Annotated in this window: 18 protein-coding genes; 11 read left to right on the top strand and 7 right to left on the bottom strand. The window is 62.8% G+C overall.

Features of this window, described 5'->3' with window-relative positions; translation table 11 throughout:
- Positions 1-143: 143 nt before the first annotated feature.
- From hpnD to E4O92_RS19935, 6 genes are all read left to right on the top strand, one after another.
- Positions 144-977: a presqualene diphosphate synthase HpnD gene (gene hpnD, locus E4O92_RS19955; RefSeq protein WP_135191413.1), complete on the top strand. Its 834-nt coding sequence runs from the start codon at positions 144-146 to the stop codon at positions 975-977.
- Positions 964-2,370, top strand: coding sequence for a hydroxysqualene dehydroxylase HpnE (hpnE, locus tag E4O92_RS19950; RefSeq protein ID WP_135191412.1), 1,407 nt, complete (start codon positions 964-966; stop codon positions 2,368-2,370). The genes hpnD and hpnE overlap by 14 nt, the downstream gene beginning before the upstream one ends.
- Before the next feature lie 32 nt (positions 2,371-2,402).
- Positions 2,403-2,552, top strand: a complete 150-nt coding sequence (locus E4O92_RS24935; RefSeq protein WP_167759840.1) for a hypothetical protein — start codon at positions 2,403-2,405, stop codon at positions 2,550-2,552.
- Positions 2,553-2,571: 19 nt separating this feature from the next.
- Positions 2,572-3,333 (top strand): DUF1700 domain-containing protein, encoded by a 762-nt coding sequence (locus E4O92_RS19945; RefSeq protein WP_135191411.1) that lies wholly within the window; start codon positions 2,572-2,574, stop codon positions 3,331-3,333.
- Positions 3,334-3,335: 2 nt separating this feature from the next.
- On the top strand, positions 3,336-4,148 hold the full coding sequence (locus E4O92_RS19940; RefSeq protein ID WP_135191410.1) for a head GIN domain-containing protein: 813 nt from the start codon (positions 3,336-3,338) through the stop codon (positions 4,146-4,148).
- A gap of 205 nt (positions 4,149-4,353) precedes the next feature.
- Positions 4,354-4,653, top strand: a complete 300-nt coding sequence (locus E4O92_RS19935) for a hypothetical protein (RefSeq protein WP_135191409.1) — start codon at positions 4,354-4,356, stop codon at positions 4,651-4,653.
- 449 nt (positions 4,654-5,102) lie between these two features.
- Here the strand turns inward: E4O92_RS19935 and E4O92_RS19930 are convergent, their stop codons facing one another.
- Positions 5,103-6,311, bottom strand: coding sequence for a glycosyltransferase (locus tag E4O92_RS19930; RefSeq protein ID WP_135191408.1), 1,209 nt, complete (start codon positions 6,309-6,311; stop codon positions 5,103-5,105).
- Between the two features lie 56 nt (positions 6,312-6,367).
- Between E4O92_RS19930 and E4O92_RS19925 the strand changes: the two genes are divergently transcribed.
- A complete protein-coding gene (locus tag E4O92_RS19925; RefSeq protein WP_135191407.1) occupies positions 6,368-7,018 on the top strand; it encodes a TetR/AcrR family transcriptional regulator in 651 nt (216 codons plus the stop codon).
- Between the two features lie 42 nt (positions 7,019-7,060).
- Here E4O92_RS19925 and E4O92_RS19920 read toward each other — a convergent pair whose 3' ends face one another.
- Together E4O92_RS19920 and E4O92_RS19915 are read right to left on the bottom strand one after the other, a co-directional pair.
- Complete coding sequence (locus E4O92_RS19920) at positions 7,061-7,705, bottom strand: DUF6904 family protein (RefSeq protein WP_135191406.1); 645 nt, start codon at positions 7,703-7,705, stop codon at positions 7,061-7,063.
- 161 nt (positions 7,706-7,866) lie between these two features.
- Positions 7,867-9,105, bottom strand: coding sequence for a TIGR03862 family flavoprotein (locus E4O92_RS19915; protein WP_135191405.1), 1,239 nt, complete (start codon positions 9,103-9,105; stop codon positions 7,867-7,869).
- Between the two features lie 137 nt (positions 9,106-9,242).
- Between E4O92_RS19915 and E4O92_RS19910 the strand changes: the two genes are divergently transcribed.
- The 4 genes from E4O92_RS19910 (at position 9,243) to dctP (ending at position 12,151) form a co-directional block, all read left to right on the top strand.
- Positions 9,243-9,629 (top strand): hypothetical protein, encoded by a 387-nt coding sequence (locus E4O92_RS19910; protein ID WP_135191404.1) that lies wholly within the window; start codon positions 9,243-9,245, stop codon positions 9,627-9,629.
- Positions 9,626-9,829 (top strand): helix-turn-helix transcriptional regulator, encoded by a 204-nt coding sequence (locus E4O92_RS19905; protein ID WP_135191403.1) that lies wholly within the window; start codon positions 9,626-9,628, stop codon positions 9,827-9,829. The genes E4O92_RS19910 and E4O92_RS19905 overlap by 4 nt, the downstream gene beginning before the upstream one ends.
- The gene (locus E4O92_RS19900) at positions 9,826-10,761 is read left to right on the top strand and encodes an alpha/beta fold hydrolase (RefSeq protein ID WP_135191402.1); all 936 of its coding nucleotides are present in this window, start codon (positions 9,826-9,828) and stop codon (positions 10,759-10,761) included. Before E4O92_RS19905 ends, E4O92_RS19900 begins: the two co-directional genes overlap by 4 nt.
- 373 nt (positions 10,762-11,134) lie before the next feature.
- Positions 11,135-12,151, top strand: a complete 1,017-nt coding sequence (dctP, locus tag E4O92_RS19895) for a TRAP transporter substrate-binding protein DctP (RefSeq protein ID WP_135191401.1) — start codon at positions 11,135-11,137, stop codon at positions 12,149-12,151.
- 65 nt (positions 12,152-12,216) lie between these two features.
- On the opposite strand, the gene moaD is transcribed toward dctP, so the two are convergent.
- The 4 genes from moaD to E4O92_RS19875 all read right to left on the bottom strand — a co-directional run bounded on the left by moaD (position 12,217) and on the right by E4O92_RS19875 (position 16,845).
- Positions 12,217-12,474, bottom strand: a complete 258-nt coding sequence (moaD, locus tag E4O92_RS19890; protein ID WP_135191400.1) for a molybdopterin converting factor subunit 1 — start codon at positions 12,472-12,474, stop codon at positions 12,217-12,219.
- 7 nt (positions 12,475-12,481) lie between these two features.
- Positions 12,482-13,738, bottom strand: coding sequence for a molybdopterin molybdotransferase MoeA (locus E4O92_RS19885; RefSeq protein WP_229483580.1), 1,257 nt, complete (start codon positions 13,736-13,738; stop codon positions 12,482-12,484).
- Between the two features lie 6 nt (positions 13,739-13,744).
- Positions 13,745-15,220: a threonine synthase gene (gene thrC / locus E4O92_RS19880; RefSeq protein ID WP_135191399.1), complete on the bottom strand. Its 1,476-nt coding sequence runs from the start codon at positions 15,218-15,220 to the stop codon at positions 13,745-13,747.
- Positions 15,221-15,450: 230 nt separating this feature from the next.
- Positions 15,451-16,845: an L-serine ammonia-lyase gene (locus tag E4O92_RS19875; RefSeq protein ID WP_135191398.1), complete on the bottom strand. Its 1,395-nt coding sequence runs from the start codon at positions 16,843-16,845 to the stop codon at positions 15,451-15,453.
- Between the last annotated feature and the right edge of the window lie 20 nt (positions 16,846-16,865).

Below are 16,865 nucleotides of genomic sequence, written 5' to 3'. Positions count from 1 at the left end.
CCGGCGCCAACGACAGTCACCCGTACCGCGTGCGCACAGGTGCGCACCCTACGGACCGCGCCGCCGGGGGTGGATAAGGCTCCCTCCACGCTTGCGCTTCGGCTAAGATAGCGGATTCGCTACGCCACTATTGTTTTTTTTACATGTTCCCAGACGAATACTGCCAGCAAAAGACCGTCCAAAGCGGCTCCAGCTTCTACTACAGCTTCCTGTTCCTCGTCCCCGAGCGGCGGCGCGCAATCACGGCGCTGTATGCGTTCTGCCGCGAGGTCGACGATACGGTCGACGAGGCTTCGGACCAATCGGTGGCGCGCATCAAGCTGGCATGGTGGCGCGGCGAAGTGGCGGCCATGTACAAGGGCGCGCCGACGCACCCGGTGACCCAGGCGCTGGCGCCGCACCTTGATGTTTACCAGATCGAGCAGCAGCACCTGCAGGCGATCATCGACGGCATGGAGATGGACCTTGATCAGTCGCGCTATCTCGACTTTGCCGGGTTGAAGCGCTATTGCTGGCACGTGGCCGGCGTGGTCGGCATCCTGTCGGCCAAGATTTTTGGCGTGACCAAGCCGCAGACCCTGGAGTACGCGGAGAAGCTGGGCCTGGCGTTCCAGCTCACGAACATCATTCGCGACGTGGGCGACGACGCGCGCAAGGGCCGCATCTACATTCCGGTGAACGAGCTGCAGCAGTTTAACGTGACCGCGGCCGACATCCTCAATTCGCGCCACAGCGACAAATTCGAGGCGCTGATGCGTTTTCAAGCCGAGCGCGCGCGCAAGACCTACGACGAAGCATTCGCGCTGCTGCCCAAGGAAGACCGGCGCGCCCAGCGTCCGGGCCTGATGATGGCGGCGATCTACCGCACCCTGCTCGACGAGATCGAACGCGACAATTTCCACGTCCTCAACCAGCGCATCTCGCTCACCCCGCTGCGCAAGCTGTGGCTGGCGTGGAAGACCTATGTGCGCGGCTAAGACAGCGCTGCGCGTGGCCGTGGCAGGCGGCGGCTGGGCAGGCTGCGCCGCAGCCGCCCTGCTGGCGCGCGCCGGCTGCGCCGTAACGCTGTACGAGGCCGCACGCACCCTGGGCGGCCGCGCCCGCGCCGTGGAGCTGGACGGGCGCATGCTCGACAACGGCCAGCATATCCTGCTGGGCGCCTACTCGGATACCCTTGGCCTGCTGCGCACCGTGGGGGTGGACCCAAAGCGCGCCCTCCTGCGCCTGCCCCTGCAGCTGCGCTACCCACCCGGTTCCGGCGGCATGGATTTCGTCGCGCCGCGCCTGCCCGCGCCGATGCACATGCTGGCCGGCCTGCTGACCGCGAAAGGCTTGACGCGCGCGGACAAGCTGGCGCTGGCCCGGTTTACCACGACCGCACGCTGGATGGAGTGGCGGCTCGACGTGGACTGCAGCGTGTCTGAGATGCTGGAGCGCTTCGACCAGACCGAACGCCTGGCGCGCCTGATGTGGCGCCCGTTGTGCCTGGCGGCGCTCAACACCCCGCCTGACCAGGCGTCGGCGCGGGTGTTCCTGGCCGTGCTGCGCGACAGCCTGGGCGCCAGGCGCGCGGCATCCGACATGCTGGTGCCGCGCCTCGCGCTCGGGGAACTGTTCCCGGCGGCGGCCGCGGCTTTTGTGGAGGGCCGAGGCGGATCGGTGCGGCTCGGGGCGGCAGTGACCGGCCTTGCCCAAGCCGACGGCTGCTGGCAGGTGCAGGCCAAGGGCGTTCAGACGGTGTTCGACGCCGTGGTGCTGGCCACGCCGCCATGGCAGTCGGCCACGCTCATCGAAACGCTGCCCGGCACCGACGCACTGCGTGCCCAACTGGCGGCCTTCGAGTACGAGCCGATCGCCACCTGCTACCTGCAATACGCCCCGCATGTGCACCTCGACCTGCCGTTTTGCGCCCTGCTGGACGATCCCGGTTCCGATTACTGGGGCCAGTTCGTCTTCGACCGCGGCCAGCTCGATCCCGGCCACGCCGGCCTGCTGGCGGTCGTGGTAAGCAGCGCCGGCCCGGCGGCGCAAGCCAGCCGTGAGCAACTGGCCGCGTCCCTCGCACGCCAGCTCGCCGATGCATTTGGCCGCCCCGAGCTCGCAAGCCCAGTGTGGAGCCAGGTAGTCACCGAGAAGCGCGCAACCTTTGCCTGCACGCCGAATCTGGCCCGCCCGGCGAACGAGACCGGCCTGCCCGGCCTGGTACTGGCCGGCGACTACACGGCATCAAGCTACCCGGCCACCCTCGAAACCGCGGTGCGCAGCGCGAAGCAGGCTGCCACGGCCATCCTCGCCTACGGCCGCCTGCCCCGCGAAATCTGCAGTCTGTCGCAACCCGATGGCGGCAATACGCCCCCGCCGGTACAGTAGCATCATCCAAACTGGTATTGACGGAAATGCAAATGAACCTACATCTTGGATTGCGTACACTGGCCCTGCTGGCCCTTGTCCTCGCGAGCACCGTGGTGCTGGTCAAACCGGATCTGATCGGCGGTTCGGCCGCAACCACCTCGCCGGCGATCGCCTTGATGCTGGGCGTCGGGCATAACTGACACTGGGAAGCAGCAGTACATGCACAAACTCGAGTACCTCGACGCGCTCAAGCGGGCCATGGTTGGCCTGCCGCCCGAGACCCAGGCCAAGACCCTGGCCGGCTACGAACAGCTTTTCGTGGACGGCGTAGCCGCCGGGCGCAGCGAAGAAGACGTGGCAAACGAACTGGACGATCCCCGCAAGATCGCGATGACTCTGCGCGCCAGCAAGCACCTGCATGCGTTCCAGGAAAAGAAGAACCCCGCCAACCTGCTGCGCATGCTGGTGACGTTTGCCGGGCTTTCCATCTTCAATCTGTTCATGGTGGTACCGGCCATCGTGTTTTCGGCCCTGCTGACGGCGGTGTACGCCTGCGCGCTCGGTTTCTACGTGGCCGGGATCGCCGTCACCGCCAGCGGCCTGGCCGGGGCCAATGAACTTATGCTGAACGTGCCGCAGGTGATCGTCCACGACGCCGATAGCGGCGACCAGACCCGAATCACGATCAGCGAAAGCGGCGTCCAGATGTCCCAGGACAAGTCGGCGCAAACGCCGGGCGCGAGCGAGGACGAGGCACGCGAGCCGCGCGTGCTGCGCAGCGCGGAAGCGGTGGCTGGCCGCAAAATCCGCATCTCGAGCGAGGTCGATGCCGGCTCGCGCACCACGCAGACGGCTTTCGGCCTGGGTATGGTGCTGGGCGGGATCGCGTTGTTCCTGCTCGCGATCGTCGTCACCCGCTACACCTTCATCGGCGCCAAGCGCTATCTCCAGATGAACCTTTCTCTGCTCAGGGGGAGCTGAAGATGCGCGCTCTGCTGAAAATCGGATTGGCCCTGCTCGTGCTGGCTTTCGTGCTGATCGGCGCCAGCTACGGCATGCTGCGCTCGCAGGGAATCAGCGGCCCGGCCACGACCGCCGGCCGGATGGCCGGCAGCGAAGTGCGCACGGTCAGCAAGCGGATCAGCGCGGTCGAACTGTCCGGCCCGATCGACCTGTCCCTGCGCTACGGCCAGGAACCCTCACTGGTCGTGCGCGGCGAGCAGCGCCTGCTGGGGAACGTGGAGACGGTGGAAGACGGCGGAGTGCTGCACATCGGCACCCGCGGCATCGTCCTGCGCCACCGCCGTCCGCTGCAGGTCACCCTGGTGCTGCCCAGCTTGACGCGGCTGACCATCGACGGCAGCGGCGACAGCAAAATCGACGGCTTTTCGGGCGAGCGCGTCGAACTGCGGCTCGATGGCTCCGGTACGGCGAAGTTCAACGGACGCTACCGCCAGGTTTCCGCGATCCTGCATGGCAGCGGCGACCTCGAACTGGAGAGCGGCAACAGTGACAAACTCGTGGCCGAGATCAACGGCTCGGGCGAACTGACGCTGGTCGGCGGCGCCAAGGATTTCCGCGGCATGCTGCGCGGCTCGGGCGACCTCGATGCGCGCCACCTGCGCGCCGACGTGGTCGAGATCGAGCAGGTCGGCTCAGGCAACAGCACGGTCTTTGCACGCAACAGCGTCACCGCCTCGCTCAGCGGCACCGGGGACATCGAGGTGCTCGGCGATCCGCCCCAGCGCAGCGTCAGTCGCAACGGCAGCGGCGAAGTGATCTTCAGGACCGAGTAAAGAGCGTCGAGCCAAATCCCAAGTACTCGCAGGTAACTCTCCTCGCGCACTGACGGTTTCGGCGCGGTCAGGGCTTGGCGGAAAAGTCGGATGCGCTGATGAAGGTCCGCAATCGGCAGAAGCGGACGTTCGTGAACGACGGCTTCCCCAGCATGAATAGGTTCTTTATAAATTCCTCGAACAGCAACCGAGTCCAGGAGAGCAGATGATAAGCATTTCATACTACAGTTTAAGGCTTGATCTGGGGCCGTATCCGGTGATCGAGACACACGTAAAGGTTGATGGTAAAGAGAAGGGCTGCCGGATTGAGCAGACGCCATCTGACAATATCCTCTACGATGGAAAGCCCTTCGGTGATAAATTTGTGTTATCGACTGACCCAGCTGCCGATTCCATCATATTGGCAGTTCTTGATGTTGCGAAACGGCATAATCTTGCTACGGCAGAGGATTGGAAGACGAACAAAAACATAAGTGTTTGGAACACGTATGGGCAACCGCTTTAAGCATCGGTGAAGAGGATGGGCACTACAGGCTTGACCTGACGCAAACTACATATCAGATGAGCTAGAGCTTTCGTGGGGCCCTTACCGTCAGCAAGCGGCCGGTTTCAGGTAGCCTAGGGATTTATTTTTTAAGCTAGAGAATGATGCATGACTACAATCTTCATTGCCCCGCTTCAGAACGGGAAGCGTTTGGTTCATAAACTGGGTTGTAAAGCTATGCCAAACCCTAGTGAATGCAGGGAATCTGTTGGTACGAATGATCGGAAGGGCGCACTTGCCATGGCAAAGAATCAGGTTCCGAGCGACGGCCAATTATTGGAGCTATGTCCCCAATGTTGGTCGAAAGGCCCTGAAAGCGTCTTATAACGTGAACTTCAGCTTTGGGTCGGTAGCGAACCTAGCGCAGCAGTCCGTTTTCGATACTAAGCGACCCGTGCGGGCTACTCCCGCTACCGCGCGATCAGCTTCTCAATCTCTTCGATAGCTGTCAACAGGGCGTTTTCGCGTTGCATCCGTTCGCCAACCTGCGCTGCCTGTTTCTGAACGTCCAAACGTTCCGCAAACTCGATCGCGTTGCCCAACTTCCCGAAATCCAACGTCGTCGCGTCGAGCGCTGGTGGCGCAATACCCAGATCGTAGAGACATTTTGCCCAAAAGGGCTGGTCCCCGGCAAAGGGAACGACGACCGACGGTTTGCCAGCACGCGTGGCCGAATGGGTGGTACCGGAACCACCATGGTGGATGACGGCGGCTGTACGGGGGAACAGCCAGTCGTGCGGGATGGCTCCAATGCGCAGTATGTTTTCGGGCAGCTCGATGTCGTCCATACCGCTCCAGCCCGGGTAAAACAGCGCGCGGCGGCCAGCTAGCGCGCTGATCAAGGTTGCGGCCATTTGCTGCCCGTCCATCCCTGCCATGCTGCCAAAACCCACGTAGGCCGGTGGCGCGCCTGCGTCGAGGAAAGCAGCAAGTTCCGGTGGCGGGGTGAAGTCGCCGGCCGGCACTTGCCATTGCCCGCATAGGCGGGCGTTGGCCGGCCAGTCAGCGGGTTGCGGGAGAATACTTGGCGATATGCCGTAAAGCATCGGGTGTTCATTCGGCATTGCGCGGCGCGGCGGCAGGCCGAGCACGGTCTGCCGCGCTTGATTCAGGGTTTTGCGGAACGCCAGCCAGAGCAATTGATTGGTCAGCCGGAGGCTGGCGTGGTTGAGCCAGCGGGGTACGATATCAGGAGGCAGGAAGGGCGAAGGGAATTCGCGCGAGGGCGTAAGCGGGATCATGCCCGCGCCGATGGCCTGAATACTCAAGCGTTCGGCAACCGAAAGGCCGACAAAGGCAGCCAGGCCGGAGGTCAGAATGGCATCGCAGCCCTCGGCAGCGGCCAGAGTTTCCTGCATCCAGGCGTGAGTATTGGCGTTGGTCAGCTGTACTAACGCCTTGGCCGTGGCTTTCGGTCCCTGGCTGCCCCATTCGGCAAACAACTGGCGGATGTCGCCGGTCAGCGCGGAGTGAGGAAGGCCCAGTTCCGCTGCCGAACCAAGGGTACGCGCGTCTCCTAGCAGATGCACATCGTGGCCGGCGTGCCGCAGGGCATGACCGACGGCAGCGAGGGGCCGAGTATCGCCCTCGGTGCCGTAGGTGAGGATCAGCAGCTTCATGCAAACTCCTGAAATGTATACGCCGTATACTTTAACATGCTCTATACTCCGCAACAATGACAATCCCGTACGCACCGGAAAGCCTGCCCGCCGTCTCCGTCGAGGGCCTGCGCCCTCAGAAGAAGGCACGCCTCCTCAATCGCATTGCCTCTACTGCAGGCGAGTTGTTTCATGCACACGGTTATGGCGCGGTAACGATGGAGCAGATCGCGGCTTGCGCTGAGGTCTCCAAGCGCACTTTGTACAAGTATTTTCCGGCCAAGGAAGCCGTATTGGCGCATCTGCTCGAAACAGAACTGGCCCGTGATCTGGCCAACCTGCGCTTTCGATCCGATTTAGATGCCCCGTTTCGGTCCACTGTATTGGCACTGCTGGCTGAATCGGCTGCCTGGTGCGAGCGCCATCCTGACTATCTGCTCCCCTACATCCGCTATAAATTCGCGAGTTTCGAACCGCGAGCAACAATGGCTGGCAAAGGCGAGGACGATGGCGATATGGTGCAGGCGTGGACAATGTTGATCGCGGCCGGTCAGGACCGTGGCGAGCTGGATGCCACTCGACCGGCACCACAACTGGCCATCTATTTTCATTACCTGTATTTCGGCGCGCTGATGCGTTGGATCACCGACCGGCGACTGAATCTAATGCAGGAGTTCGAAGCGGTGGTTCGTCTTTTCGTGGAAGGTGCCGGTGCTGTGGACCCTTAGGGCGCGATTACAGGAACGCTACTTGGGACACGGCATGGTGTTCTACCAGCGCGGATCTTTCCATTCCGTTCCTGAAAACGAAGCCAGTTCGTCAGGTGCAACCAAGTCAACAGCGCCGCTTGCGACCCAGTGGGGATACAAGTTTTCGTACATTGGATCAAAACTCGCCAGGAGTCCTGCCAGCTTTGCTTTACGCTCGGCTTTCGTCCATGCGCAAAACTGTGCTCCACGACTGTCAAGCCGTTCTTCGATGGACGGATGTGCTGGATCTAATCTGCCCCACTGTTCACGGATAGACAGAGCTTTTTCGCCGAAATCTTCGTTAATTGCTTCCTCTATCACCGACTCCAGTGCATACGTGATCGCTTGCTGTTGCTTGCTGCTATCGATATATCCGAGCGACGTTCGTAGCATTCGAGCTTGCACCACCAGCACTGGCCACAAAATCTCGACGCCGAACCGAATGCCGATTTCCGGAGTATGCTCGGGAGGTGTTATTACGCGGCGCTTTCGCTCATATGCCATTCTCGCGTCGTAAGCGAGTGCCAAAAACGAGCCCTCCTTGTCTTGTATGATTGGTGAACGTTCGTTGACTTCGTGCACAGCGTCGTGCAACGCTTTTAGCGTAAGGTAATCACCGCACAGCAGAATCCCGGCGTGATTCCTGAGCAATTGGTATGCGAGCATATCTCAGATTCTTTCCACTCCATTCGCCCCAACGGTAGGCAGCGGACGGACGAGGCGAAATTAGCGGTAGAAAAGATGCCAATTTCTACTGTAACACATGAGTACGCGGAGCCCTAAAATGAGAATGGGCGAACCAAATGGGTCGGACGCGCCCGCTGGCGCTAGCTGCGTAGAAGCCAGTCCAGCGCGCCCTGCCCCGCCGCTCGGCCGCTGGCAAAACAGGCGGTGAGCAGGTAGCCGCCGGTCGGCGCTTCCCAGTCGATCATCTCGCCCGCCACGAACACGCCCGGCTTTGCCTTGAGCATGCCGGATGCCTCGAGCGCGTCGAAACGCACTCCACCAGCGCTACTGATCGCCTCGGCGATCGGGCGCGTGCGCCTGAGCACCAGCGGCAGCGCCTTGATCGCTGCAGCCAGCCGCGCCGGGTCGTTATATTCCTCCATGCTCAGGCATTCGCGCAGCAGTCCGGCCTTGACGCCGTGGATGCCCAGGCGGCTTTGCAGGTGGCTCGAAATCGAGCGCGAACCGCGAGGGCGCAACACTTCCGCCGCCACCCGTTCTTCGCTATGGTCGGGCACGAGATCAATCCAGACGGTGGTGCAACCCAGCGCGGCAATCTGGTCGCGCAGTGGTGACGACAACGCATAGACAAGGCTGCCTTCGATCCCGGTCGCAGTCACCACGAACTGCCCCTTGCGCTTGGCCCTGGCGCCGTTGGCGTCGAGATAGCCGATGGCGACGGTGGTCAGCGGCGCACCGGCGTGGCGCTCGCTGAAATGGGCGCTCCAGTTGCAATCAAATCCGCAGTTAGATGGAACCAGTGGGGCCAATTCGACCTGCTCGTCGCTTAGCACCGGCGCCCATGCGCCATCCGATCCGAGCCGTGGCCAACTGGCGCCGCCCAGCGCGAGCACGGTCGCCTGCGCTGCGATCGTCCGCTCCCCGTCAGGGGTCGAAAACAGCAGCGCACCATCACGCCAGCCAAGCCAGCGGTGGCGCATGTGGAACTGCACGCCCGCAGCGCGCAGCCGGTGCAGCCACGCGCGCAGCAGCGGCGCGGCCTTCATGTCGGTAGGGAACACGCGGCCGGAAGTGCCCACGAAGGTGTCAATGCCCAGGCCATGTATCCATTCCCGCACCGCGTCGGGGTTGAAGTGTTCGAGCCATGCCGCGACCTCCGCGCTGCGCTTGCCGTACCGGGGCACGAACGCGTCGTACGGCTCCGAGTGGGTAATGTTCATTCCGCCCTTACCCGCCAGCAGAAATTTGCGTCCGCACGAGGGCATGGCGTCGTAGAGGTCGACGCCCACACCACCTGCGGCCAGCACTTCGGCTGCCATCAGGCCGGCGGGACCGCCGCCGATTACGGCGACGCGGGAAGGTTGGGAAGTGGTAGCCATGTCTGGGGCCGTCATGAACCGAAAAAGAGCAGCATTGTAGTCGATCGGACGTGTCGAAGTATTTGTAAAGGTCACTTGACACGGCAAATATTTAAGCCTACGATGTCAAGTATCCTTTACCACCACTGGAGATGATGATGCACGAGAAGACCATCACGAAGATCTACTACAAGGAGCTCGGCATAGCGTTTGCCGCGTATTTGACGCTGCTACTCTTGTCGCAAAAATTCGGCCGCCCGATGCCGGAGGGCGTGCTGCGCACATTAGTGCTGATCAGCCCCATGGCCGGTTTCGGCCTGATGATCCGGGCCGTGGCGCGCAAGCTCGCACACTCGGACGAATACATTCGCCAGCGGCTGCTCGAAACGGTGGCGCTGACGGCCGCGGTGACGGCGGCGGCCACATTTACCTACGGCTTCCTCGAAACGGCCGGCTTCCCGCGGCTGTCCATGTTCGCCGTCTGGATCATCATGGGCAGCGCATTCGGTGTGGTGAACATCGCGCGCAGGGTCTGCTGTCGATGAAAAACACGATTCGTCAGCTACGCGCCGAACGCAGCTGGAGTCAGGCGCACCTGGCCGACCTGTTGTCCGTGTCGCGCCAGACCGTGATTGCGATCGAGACCGGGAAATACGATCCCAGCCTGCCGCTCGCATTCGCGATCTCCAAATTGTTCTCTCTGCCGATCGAAACCATATTCACGCCTGATCAGGAATCCGCATGAAAGTAGCTTTGTCGTTTGCCCTCGCAATCGCGCTTGCCATCGGCGCACCCGCCGCCTCTTGCGCCGACAACCCCCGGGCACCAAACCGCTTCGCCTCAACCTTGGTTCCCAGCGAGCGCTTCGAGGTCGGCGTGCTGCAGGTCGAGCGCCACGGCCAGGGCGCGCGCCCGTTGGTGCTGGTGCCGGGCCTGGCGAGCGGCGCCTGGGTGTGGCAGGACATCGTGCGTGAGTTCTCAAGCGATCACGCGGTGTATGTGGTTACCCTGCCCGGCTTCGACGGACGACCGGCGGTCGAGGGTGACGCGCTTGCGGCAGCCGCCAACGCGCTGCAAGAGCTGATCGTTTCACGCAAACTGGACCAGCCCGTGCTGATCGGCCACAGCCTGGGCGGGACACTGGCGCTCGAGGTGGCAGAGCAGCAGCCGGATCTTGTCAAAGGCGTCGTCACGATCGACGGTCTTCCCGTAGTGCCCGGATCGGAAGGCGTGCCACCTTCGCGGCGGGCAATCGACGCAAGCGAAATGAAGGCGAATGCCGCTCCGGTCAGCGCCGAGGTCTTCAAAGAACAGCAGGAGCAGTACCTGCGCGAGGTCGGCTTGCTCGACATGGGCAAGGCGGCCGACCTGGCCGCGCTCACCGCACGCAGCGACCCAGCGGCAGTGTTGCGCTACACGGCCGAAGCGTTCGCGCTCGACCTGCGGCCCGGTCTCGCCAACATCAAGGGGCCGGTGCTGTTGGTAGCGCCCTATTTCGGGCCGGACGCGAGCCAGGAAGGTCAGTCGCTCGAGGGCAAGGTCGAGTATTACAGGGAATTGATGAAGGGCGCGCAAAACCTGGATTTGGTGGCCATTTCGCCGTCACGGCACTTCGTCATGATTGACCAGCCGCAGCAGTTGGTCGAGGCCATTCGCCGTTATCTTGAAAGTCTGTGACTGGCACCTGAGCGTATGCGGTGGCAGTTCGTAGGGTGCGCACCTGTGCGCACGCTGTACGGTTGAATGTCGTTGGCTCTTGTACGCACACGTACCGCGTGCGCACCAAAGGTGCACACCCTACGCCGTGCAACAGCCCACGTTCGCGGCTGAAAAATCATTCCTCTATTGCATCGCGCAGTGCTTTTAAGCGACCTTTCATGCTAAATTGTTCACGCTTTTGTCTTTGATGAAAGCAAAAATATGCTCGACGCGTCTTTGCCGAGCTTATTTTTTACATGAAAGGAAACGGAACAGTGCATACAGCGGCGCAGACCGACTGATGCACGAAGTAATAAAACCAGCAATCCGTATCACGTCTTGGAGGATGTAAATGTCGGTGTTCACCCGCAGGACCCTTCTGGGCGCGCTCGCGTCCAGCCCGCTTTGGCTGCAAACCGCCTGGGCGCAGTCCACCAGCCTTAAGATTTCCCACCAGTTCCCAAGCGGCAGCGTCGCCGAGGGCGATTTTCGCGACCGCCTGTGCCGCATGTTTGCGGCCGACGTCGAAAAGCGTACCCGCGGCAGCCTGAAGTTTTCGATCTACCCCGGCTCGTCGCTGATGACGACCAATTCCCAGTTCGCGGCAATGAGCAAGGGCGCGCTCGACATGTCGCTGGTGCCGCTGTCGTATGCGGGCGGTGACATCCCCGAGGTAAACATTGGCCTGATGCCGGGCCTGGTCACGTCATACGAACAGGGTTACGCGTGGAAGAACAAGGAAGTGGGCAAGGAGCTGGCGCGCATCCTGGCCGACAAGGGGATCGTGATCGTGAGCTGGATCTGGCAGGCCGGCGGCGTCGCCTCGCGCGGCAAACCGATCATCGAACCGGAAGACGTTCGCGGCCTGAAGGTGCGCGGCGGCTCGCGCGAGATGGATCTGATGCTCAAGGAAGCCGGCGCCGAAGTGGTGAACCTGCCGTCCAACGAGATCCACGGCGGCATGCAGACCGGTGCGATGGATGCGGCTCTCACCTCTTCCACGTCGTTGATCTCGTTCCGCCTGGACGAGGTATCGCGCTCGCTGACTACCGGGCGAGCCGGCGCCTACTGGTTCATGTTTGAGCCGCTGCTCATGTCCAAGGCCATTTACGACCGGCTGACCAAGGACCAGCAGGCGGCGATCATGGCCGTTGGCGCTGAGCTCGAGACTTTCGCCCGCAAAGCTGCGCAGCAGGACGATGCGGCAGTGGCTTCGGTCTACCAGAAGACCGGGGCGCGCGTGGTCGACCTGAATCCCGACGCCCTGAAGAAGTGGCAGGAGATCGCGCGTGCGACCGCCTGGAAGGACTATGGCGAACGCAATGCCAGCTGCGCCAGGCTGCTGGCGCTGGCGGAGCAAGCCATGTAAGCCTCGGCTGGAGCTGGGGGCGGCGGCGCAGCCGCCATCTCCGGCAGCCCTGCCTACCAGCCCATTTAGCCGCCAGTCACCGGCGGGAAAAACGCGACCTCTCCGCCCTCCTTGATCGGGGTCTCCGGATCGCACATCTGGTGGTTAAACGCCGTGCGCAGCGCGCGATCGTACGACAGCGCCTCGGCCCAGGCGCCGCCTCGTCCGATCAGGAAGTCGCGCACCGCGCCCACCGTGGTCACGCCCACAGGCAGGTCGATCTTTTCCTGGGAAACGCCAAGCGCTTCGCGCACACTGGCAAAAAATCGAAGGTCGATATTCATCAGATTCCTAATACTGGAGTTCGGCGAACGGGATGAAGCGGACGACATCGCCGGGCGCGATCGGATTGCCTGGCGGGTTGTCGATCAGGCCGTCGGCCCAGACAGTGGAGGTGAGCACGCCCGAGCCCTGGTTGGGGAACAGGTCGAGTCCACCTGCGGCGTTGATCCGCGCCCGCAGGAACTCGTTGCGGCGATCGGCCTTGGGCCAGTTGAAGTCGGCACGCATCGGGTAGGAACGCGGTTCGACGGAACCGCTCACACCCTGCAATCGCAGCAAAAACGGACGCACGAACAGCAGGAACGTGATGAAGCTCGACACAGGATTACCGGGGAGACCGAGGAAAAACGCCGCGCCATTGTCGTGCCGGATTTCGCCGAACGCCAGCGGCTTGCCAGGCTTGACCGCGATCTGCCACATGTTCAGCCGCCCTTCCGCTTCCACCGCGGGCTTGACGTGGTCTTCCTCGCCAACGGACACGCCGCCGGAAGTGATGATCAGGTCATGTCCGCGCGCCGCGTTACGCAGCGTTTCGCGTGTCGCTTCGAAGGAGTCGGGAACGATGCCGAAATCCGTGATCTCGCAGCCGAAGTTTTCGAGCAGGCCGCGTAAGGTGAAACGATTCGAATTGTAGATGGCGCCAGCCGCCAGTTTGCCGCCCGGCGCCTCGCCGGGCATTGTCAATTCGTCACCGGTGAAAAACACCGCCACGCGCACACGGCGCCGCACGGGCAGTCGCGCGAGGCCGACCGAGGCGGCAAGGCCTAGCTCCTGGCTGCGCAGCCGGGTGCCGGCCGGCAGAATCACCGAGTCCGCCACAATGTCTTCGCCTGTGCGGCGGATCCAGTCGCCAGCCTTGGGCGTGTGGCGGATCGTCACGCTGTCGCCCACCGCCTCGCACTGCTCCTGCATCACCACCGCGTCCGCCCCTTGCGGGATCAACGCCCCCGTAAAGATGCGCGCCGCAGTACCGGGTTCGAGCGGCTGGCCCACGGTGCCAGCCGGGATGCGCTGCGACACCCGGAGCGTCGCGTGCCCGCTTGCGCAATCGTCCGCGCGCACCGCGTAGCCATCCATTTGCGTGTTGTCGGCCGAGGGCACGTTGATGGTCGACGCCTGGTCCTCGGCCAGCACGCGGCCGTTGGCCTCCAAGGTGGCCACGATCTCGGTCTGCGCGACAGGACGCGCCGCAGCAAGCAGAAAGTCGAGCGCTTCGCGCACTGACAGCATCGGCTTGGGTGCGGGTTTCCCGGTTTGCGTGTTCATGGTTTTTTACAGCCCGGTATGTTCGGCGATGTAGGCCTTCATCCTTGCGACGTCCGCCGGCATCACGACGAACTTCTGCGGCAGTTCTTCGATGCTCCCGAAGCCGGCCGGGCGTTCGGCGTCGGTGCCGATCGCCTCCAGGATGGTCTCATTGAACTTGGCTGCCAGCGCGGTCTCCAGCACGATCATCGGCACGCCTTCGGCCATGTGCTCGCGCGCCACCTTGATGCCGTCGGCGGTATGGGTGTCGATCACGATGCCGTAGTCGTCCGCCACCATGCGGATGGTGTCGAGGCGGTCTACGTGGGTCGATTTCCCGGACTGGAAACCGTACTGGCCCACCAGCCTGAACTCGTCACCGTCGCTGCCGGGCGCGCCGGACAGGTCGAAGCCGCCGTGGGTTTCGACCTTACGGAACAGCGCATGCACGCGATCCGCGTCGCGGCCGACCAGATCGTAGACGAAGCGCTCGAAGTTCGAAGCCTTCGAGATATCCATCGACGGGCTGCTGGTATGAAAGGTTTCGGCCGATTTGCGCACGCGGTACACGCCGGTGCGGAAGAATTCGTCGAGCACGTCGTTCTCGTTGGTGGCGACGACCAGTTTGTCGATCGGCAGACCCATCATGCGCGAAATGTGGCCGGCGCAGATGTTACCGAAATTCCCCGACGGGACGGTGAACGAGACCTTCTGATCGTTACTGGTGGTGGCCTTGAGGTAGCCGCGGAAGTAGTACACCACCTGCGCCACGACCCGTGCCCAGTTAATCGAATTGACGGTGCCGATCTTGTGGCGCGCTTTGAACGACAAGTCGTTCGACACCGCCTTGACCATGTCCTGGCAGTCGTCGAATACGCCTTCGACCGCGATGTTGAAGATGTTCGGGTCCTGCAGGCTGAACATCTGCGCGGTCTGGAATGCGCTCATCTTCTTGTGCGGCGAGAGCATGAACACGCGGATGCCGCGCTTGCCGCGCATCGCATACTCGGCGGCGCTGCCGGTGTCGCCAGAGGTGGCGCCGAAGATGTTCAGTTCATCGTTGTTTTTGGCGAGCGCGTATTCGAACAGGTTCCCGAGCAGCTGCATCGCCATGTCCTTGAACGCCAGCGTGGGGCCGTTCGACAGCGCCTGGAGGATGAGGGTTTTGCCCGCGGACTGTTCCAGGGTGCGCAAAGGCGTGATCTCGGCCGCGGACTCGTCGCCGCGCGCGTTGCAATACACTTGCTCAGTGTAGGTCTTTGCGGTGAGCGCCTTCAGGTCGGCGTCCGGGATATCGGTCGCGAACTTGCGCAGGATTTCATAGGCCAGCTCGGCGTACGACAACCGGCGCCAGGCATCGAGCTCCGCGCCCGTCACCTGCGGATACTCCTGGGGCAGGTACAGGCCGCCGTCAGGCGCAAGGCCGCCAAGAAGGATGTCGGAAAATTGCTGGGGATTGCGTGATGCGGACGCGCTCGTCGCGCGGGTAGACACGTATTGCATACTGTAGAAAGATCCGGGTTGGCTGGCGTTGAAGCTTTATTATAGTCCGGGTGCCGGATCTTGTACTCGGACGGGGCTTCGTCCCGGGGCAGATGCGACCCGGTCGTAGGGTGCGCACCAGTGCGCACGCGGTCACCGCACGCTGACTTGCGGCTCCCGCTACGATACGCGACCTTTGCGAACCGCGTGCGCACAGGTGCGCACCCTACGATGGTCTCAAACGCCTGTGGTCAGCAGGCGGCGTGGTTCACGGTGACGACGTGAATCGCCAGCCCGCCCAGCGAAGTCTCCTTGTACTTCGCCTGCATGTCCGCCCCGGTCTGGCGCATCGTCTCGATCACGTTATCCAGGCTGACGAAGTGCGTGCCATCGCCCTTCAACGCGAGCGACGCGGCGGTGATCGCCTTGATCGCACCCATCCCGTTACGCTCGATGCACGGTATCTGCACCAGGCCGCCGATCGGATCGCAAGTCATGCCCAAATGGTGCTCGATGCCGATTTCGGCCGCGTTTTCGATCTGCTCATTGGTGCCGCCCAGTGCTGCCACCAGGCCGGCCGCCGCCATCGCGCACGCCACACCGACCTCGCCCTGGCAACCGATTTCGGCACCCGAGATCGAGGCGTTACGCTTGCACAGCATGCCGATGGCCGCCGACGTAAGCAGAAAGTCACGCACGCCGCGCACCGGATCGCTGGGCCGGCAGTCCTCGGCATAGTAGCGCAGGACTGCGGGGATGATGCCCGCGGCGCCGTTGGTCGGCGCGGTCACCACCCGGCCGCCCGCAGCGTTTTCTTCGTTGACCGCCATCGCATACAGGCTCACCTGGTTCAGCGCGTCGTGCGGCAGTTCGTTGCGGCGCGAGCCCGCCAGCAGCGCGTCCTGCTCCTGCTTCCACAGGCGCGCGGCTCGGCGGCGTACATTCAGGCCACCGGGAAGCTGGCCTTCGGTCACCAGGCCGTGCGCAATACATTCGCGCATCACGCGCCAGATTTTGTCCAAGCCCGCGTCGAGTTCCGCATCGCTCATACGTGCGCACTCGTTTGCACGCAACATGTACGGGATCGACAGGCCGTGCCTGCGACCGTGCTCGAGCAGCTCGCGCATCGTATCGAACGGATATGGGACCGGCGTGGAGGGCTGCGCGTCGGCCTGCGCGCCGCTCTCGCCTTCGGCGGTGATGAATCCTCCGCCGATCGAGTAGAAGGTACGTTCGACCATCCGGCCGTCGGCAAACTTCAGCACAAAGCGCATGCCGTTGGGGTGCCCGGGCAGCGCAATCGTCTTGTGCCAGAAGAGATTCGTCTTTGCGCTGAACGGCACTGCTTTAACGCCCAGCAGATGGATCTCGCCATCGAGCTGTGCCGCGTCCAGCTTGTCCTCGACCGAGTCAGGGTCGACGCCTTGCGGCGTCTCGCCCATCAGGCCGAGGATCACCGCCTTGTCCGTCGCATGGCCAACGCCGGTCAGCGCGAGCGAACCGTAAAGGTGGGCTTCGATCCCGACCGCGTCGTCCAGCGCACCGCATTCGACCAGGAAGCGGCGGGCCGCCACCATCGGACCCACTGTGTGCGAACTGGACGGCCCAATGCCGATCTTGAAGAGATCGAATACGCTCATGTCCATGAATTGTCTCCGTTATTTTT

This window comes from Massilia horti (assembly GCF_004614195.1).
Taxonomy (GTDB): Bacteria; Pseudomonadota; Gammaproteobacteria; order Burkholderiales; family Burkholderiaceae_D; genus Telluria; species Telluria horti.
Note: the sequence above shows the minus strand (reverse complement) of the source record. Positions and strands in the feature narration are given on the sequence as shown.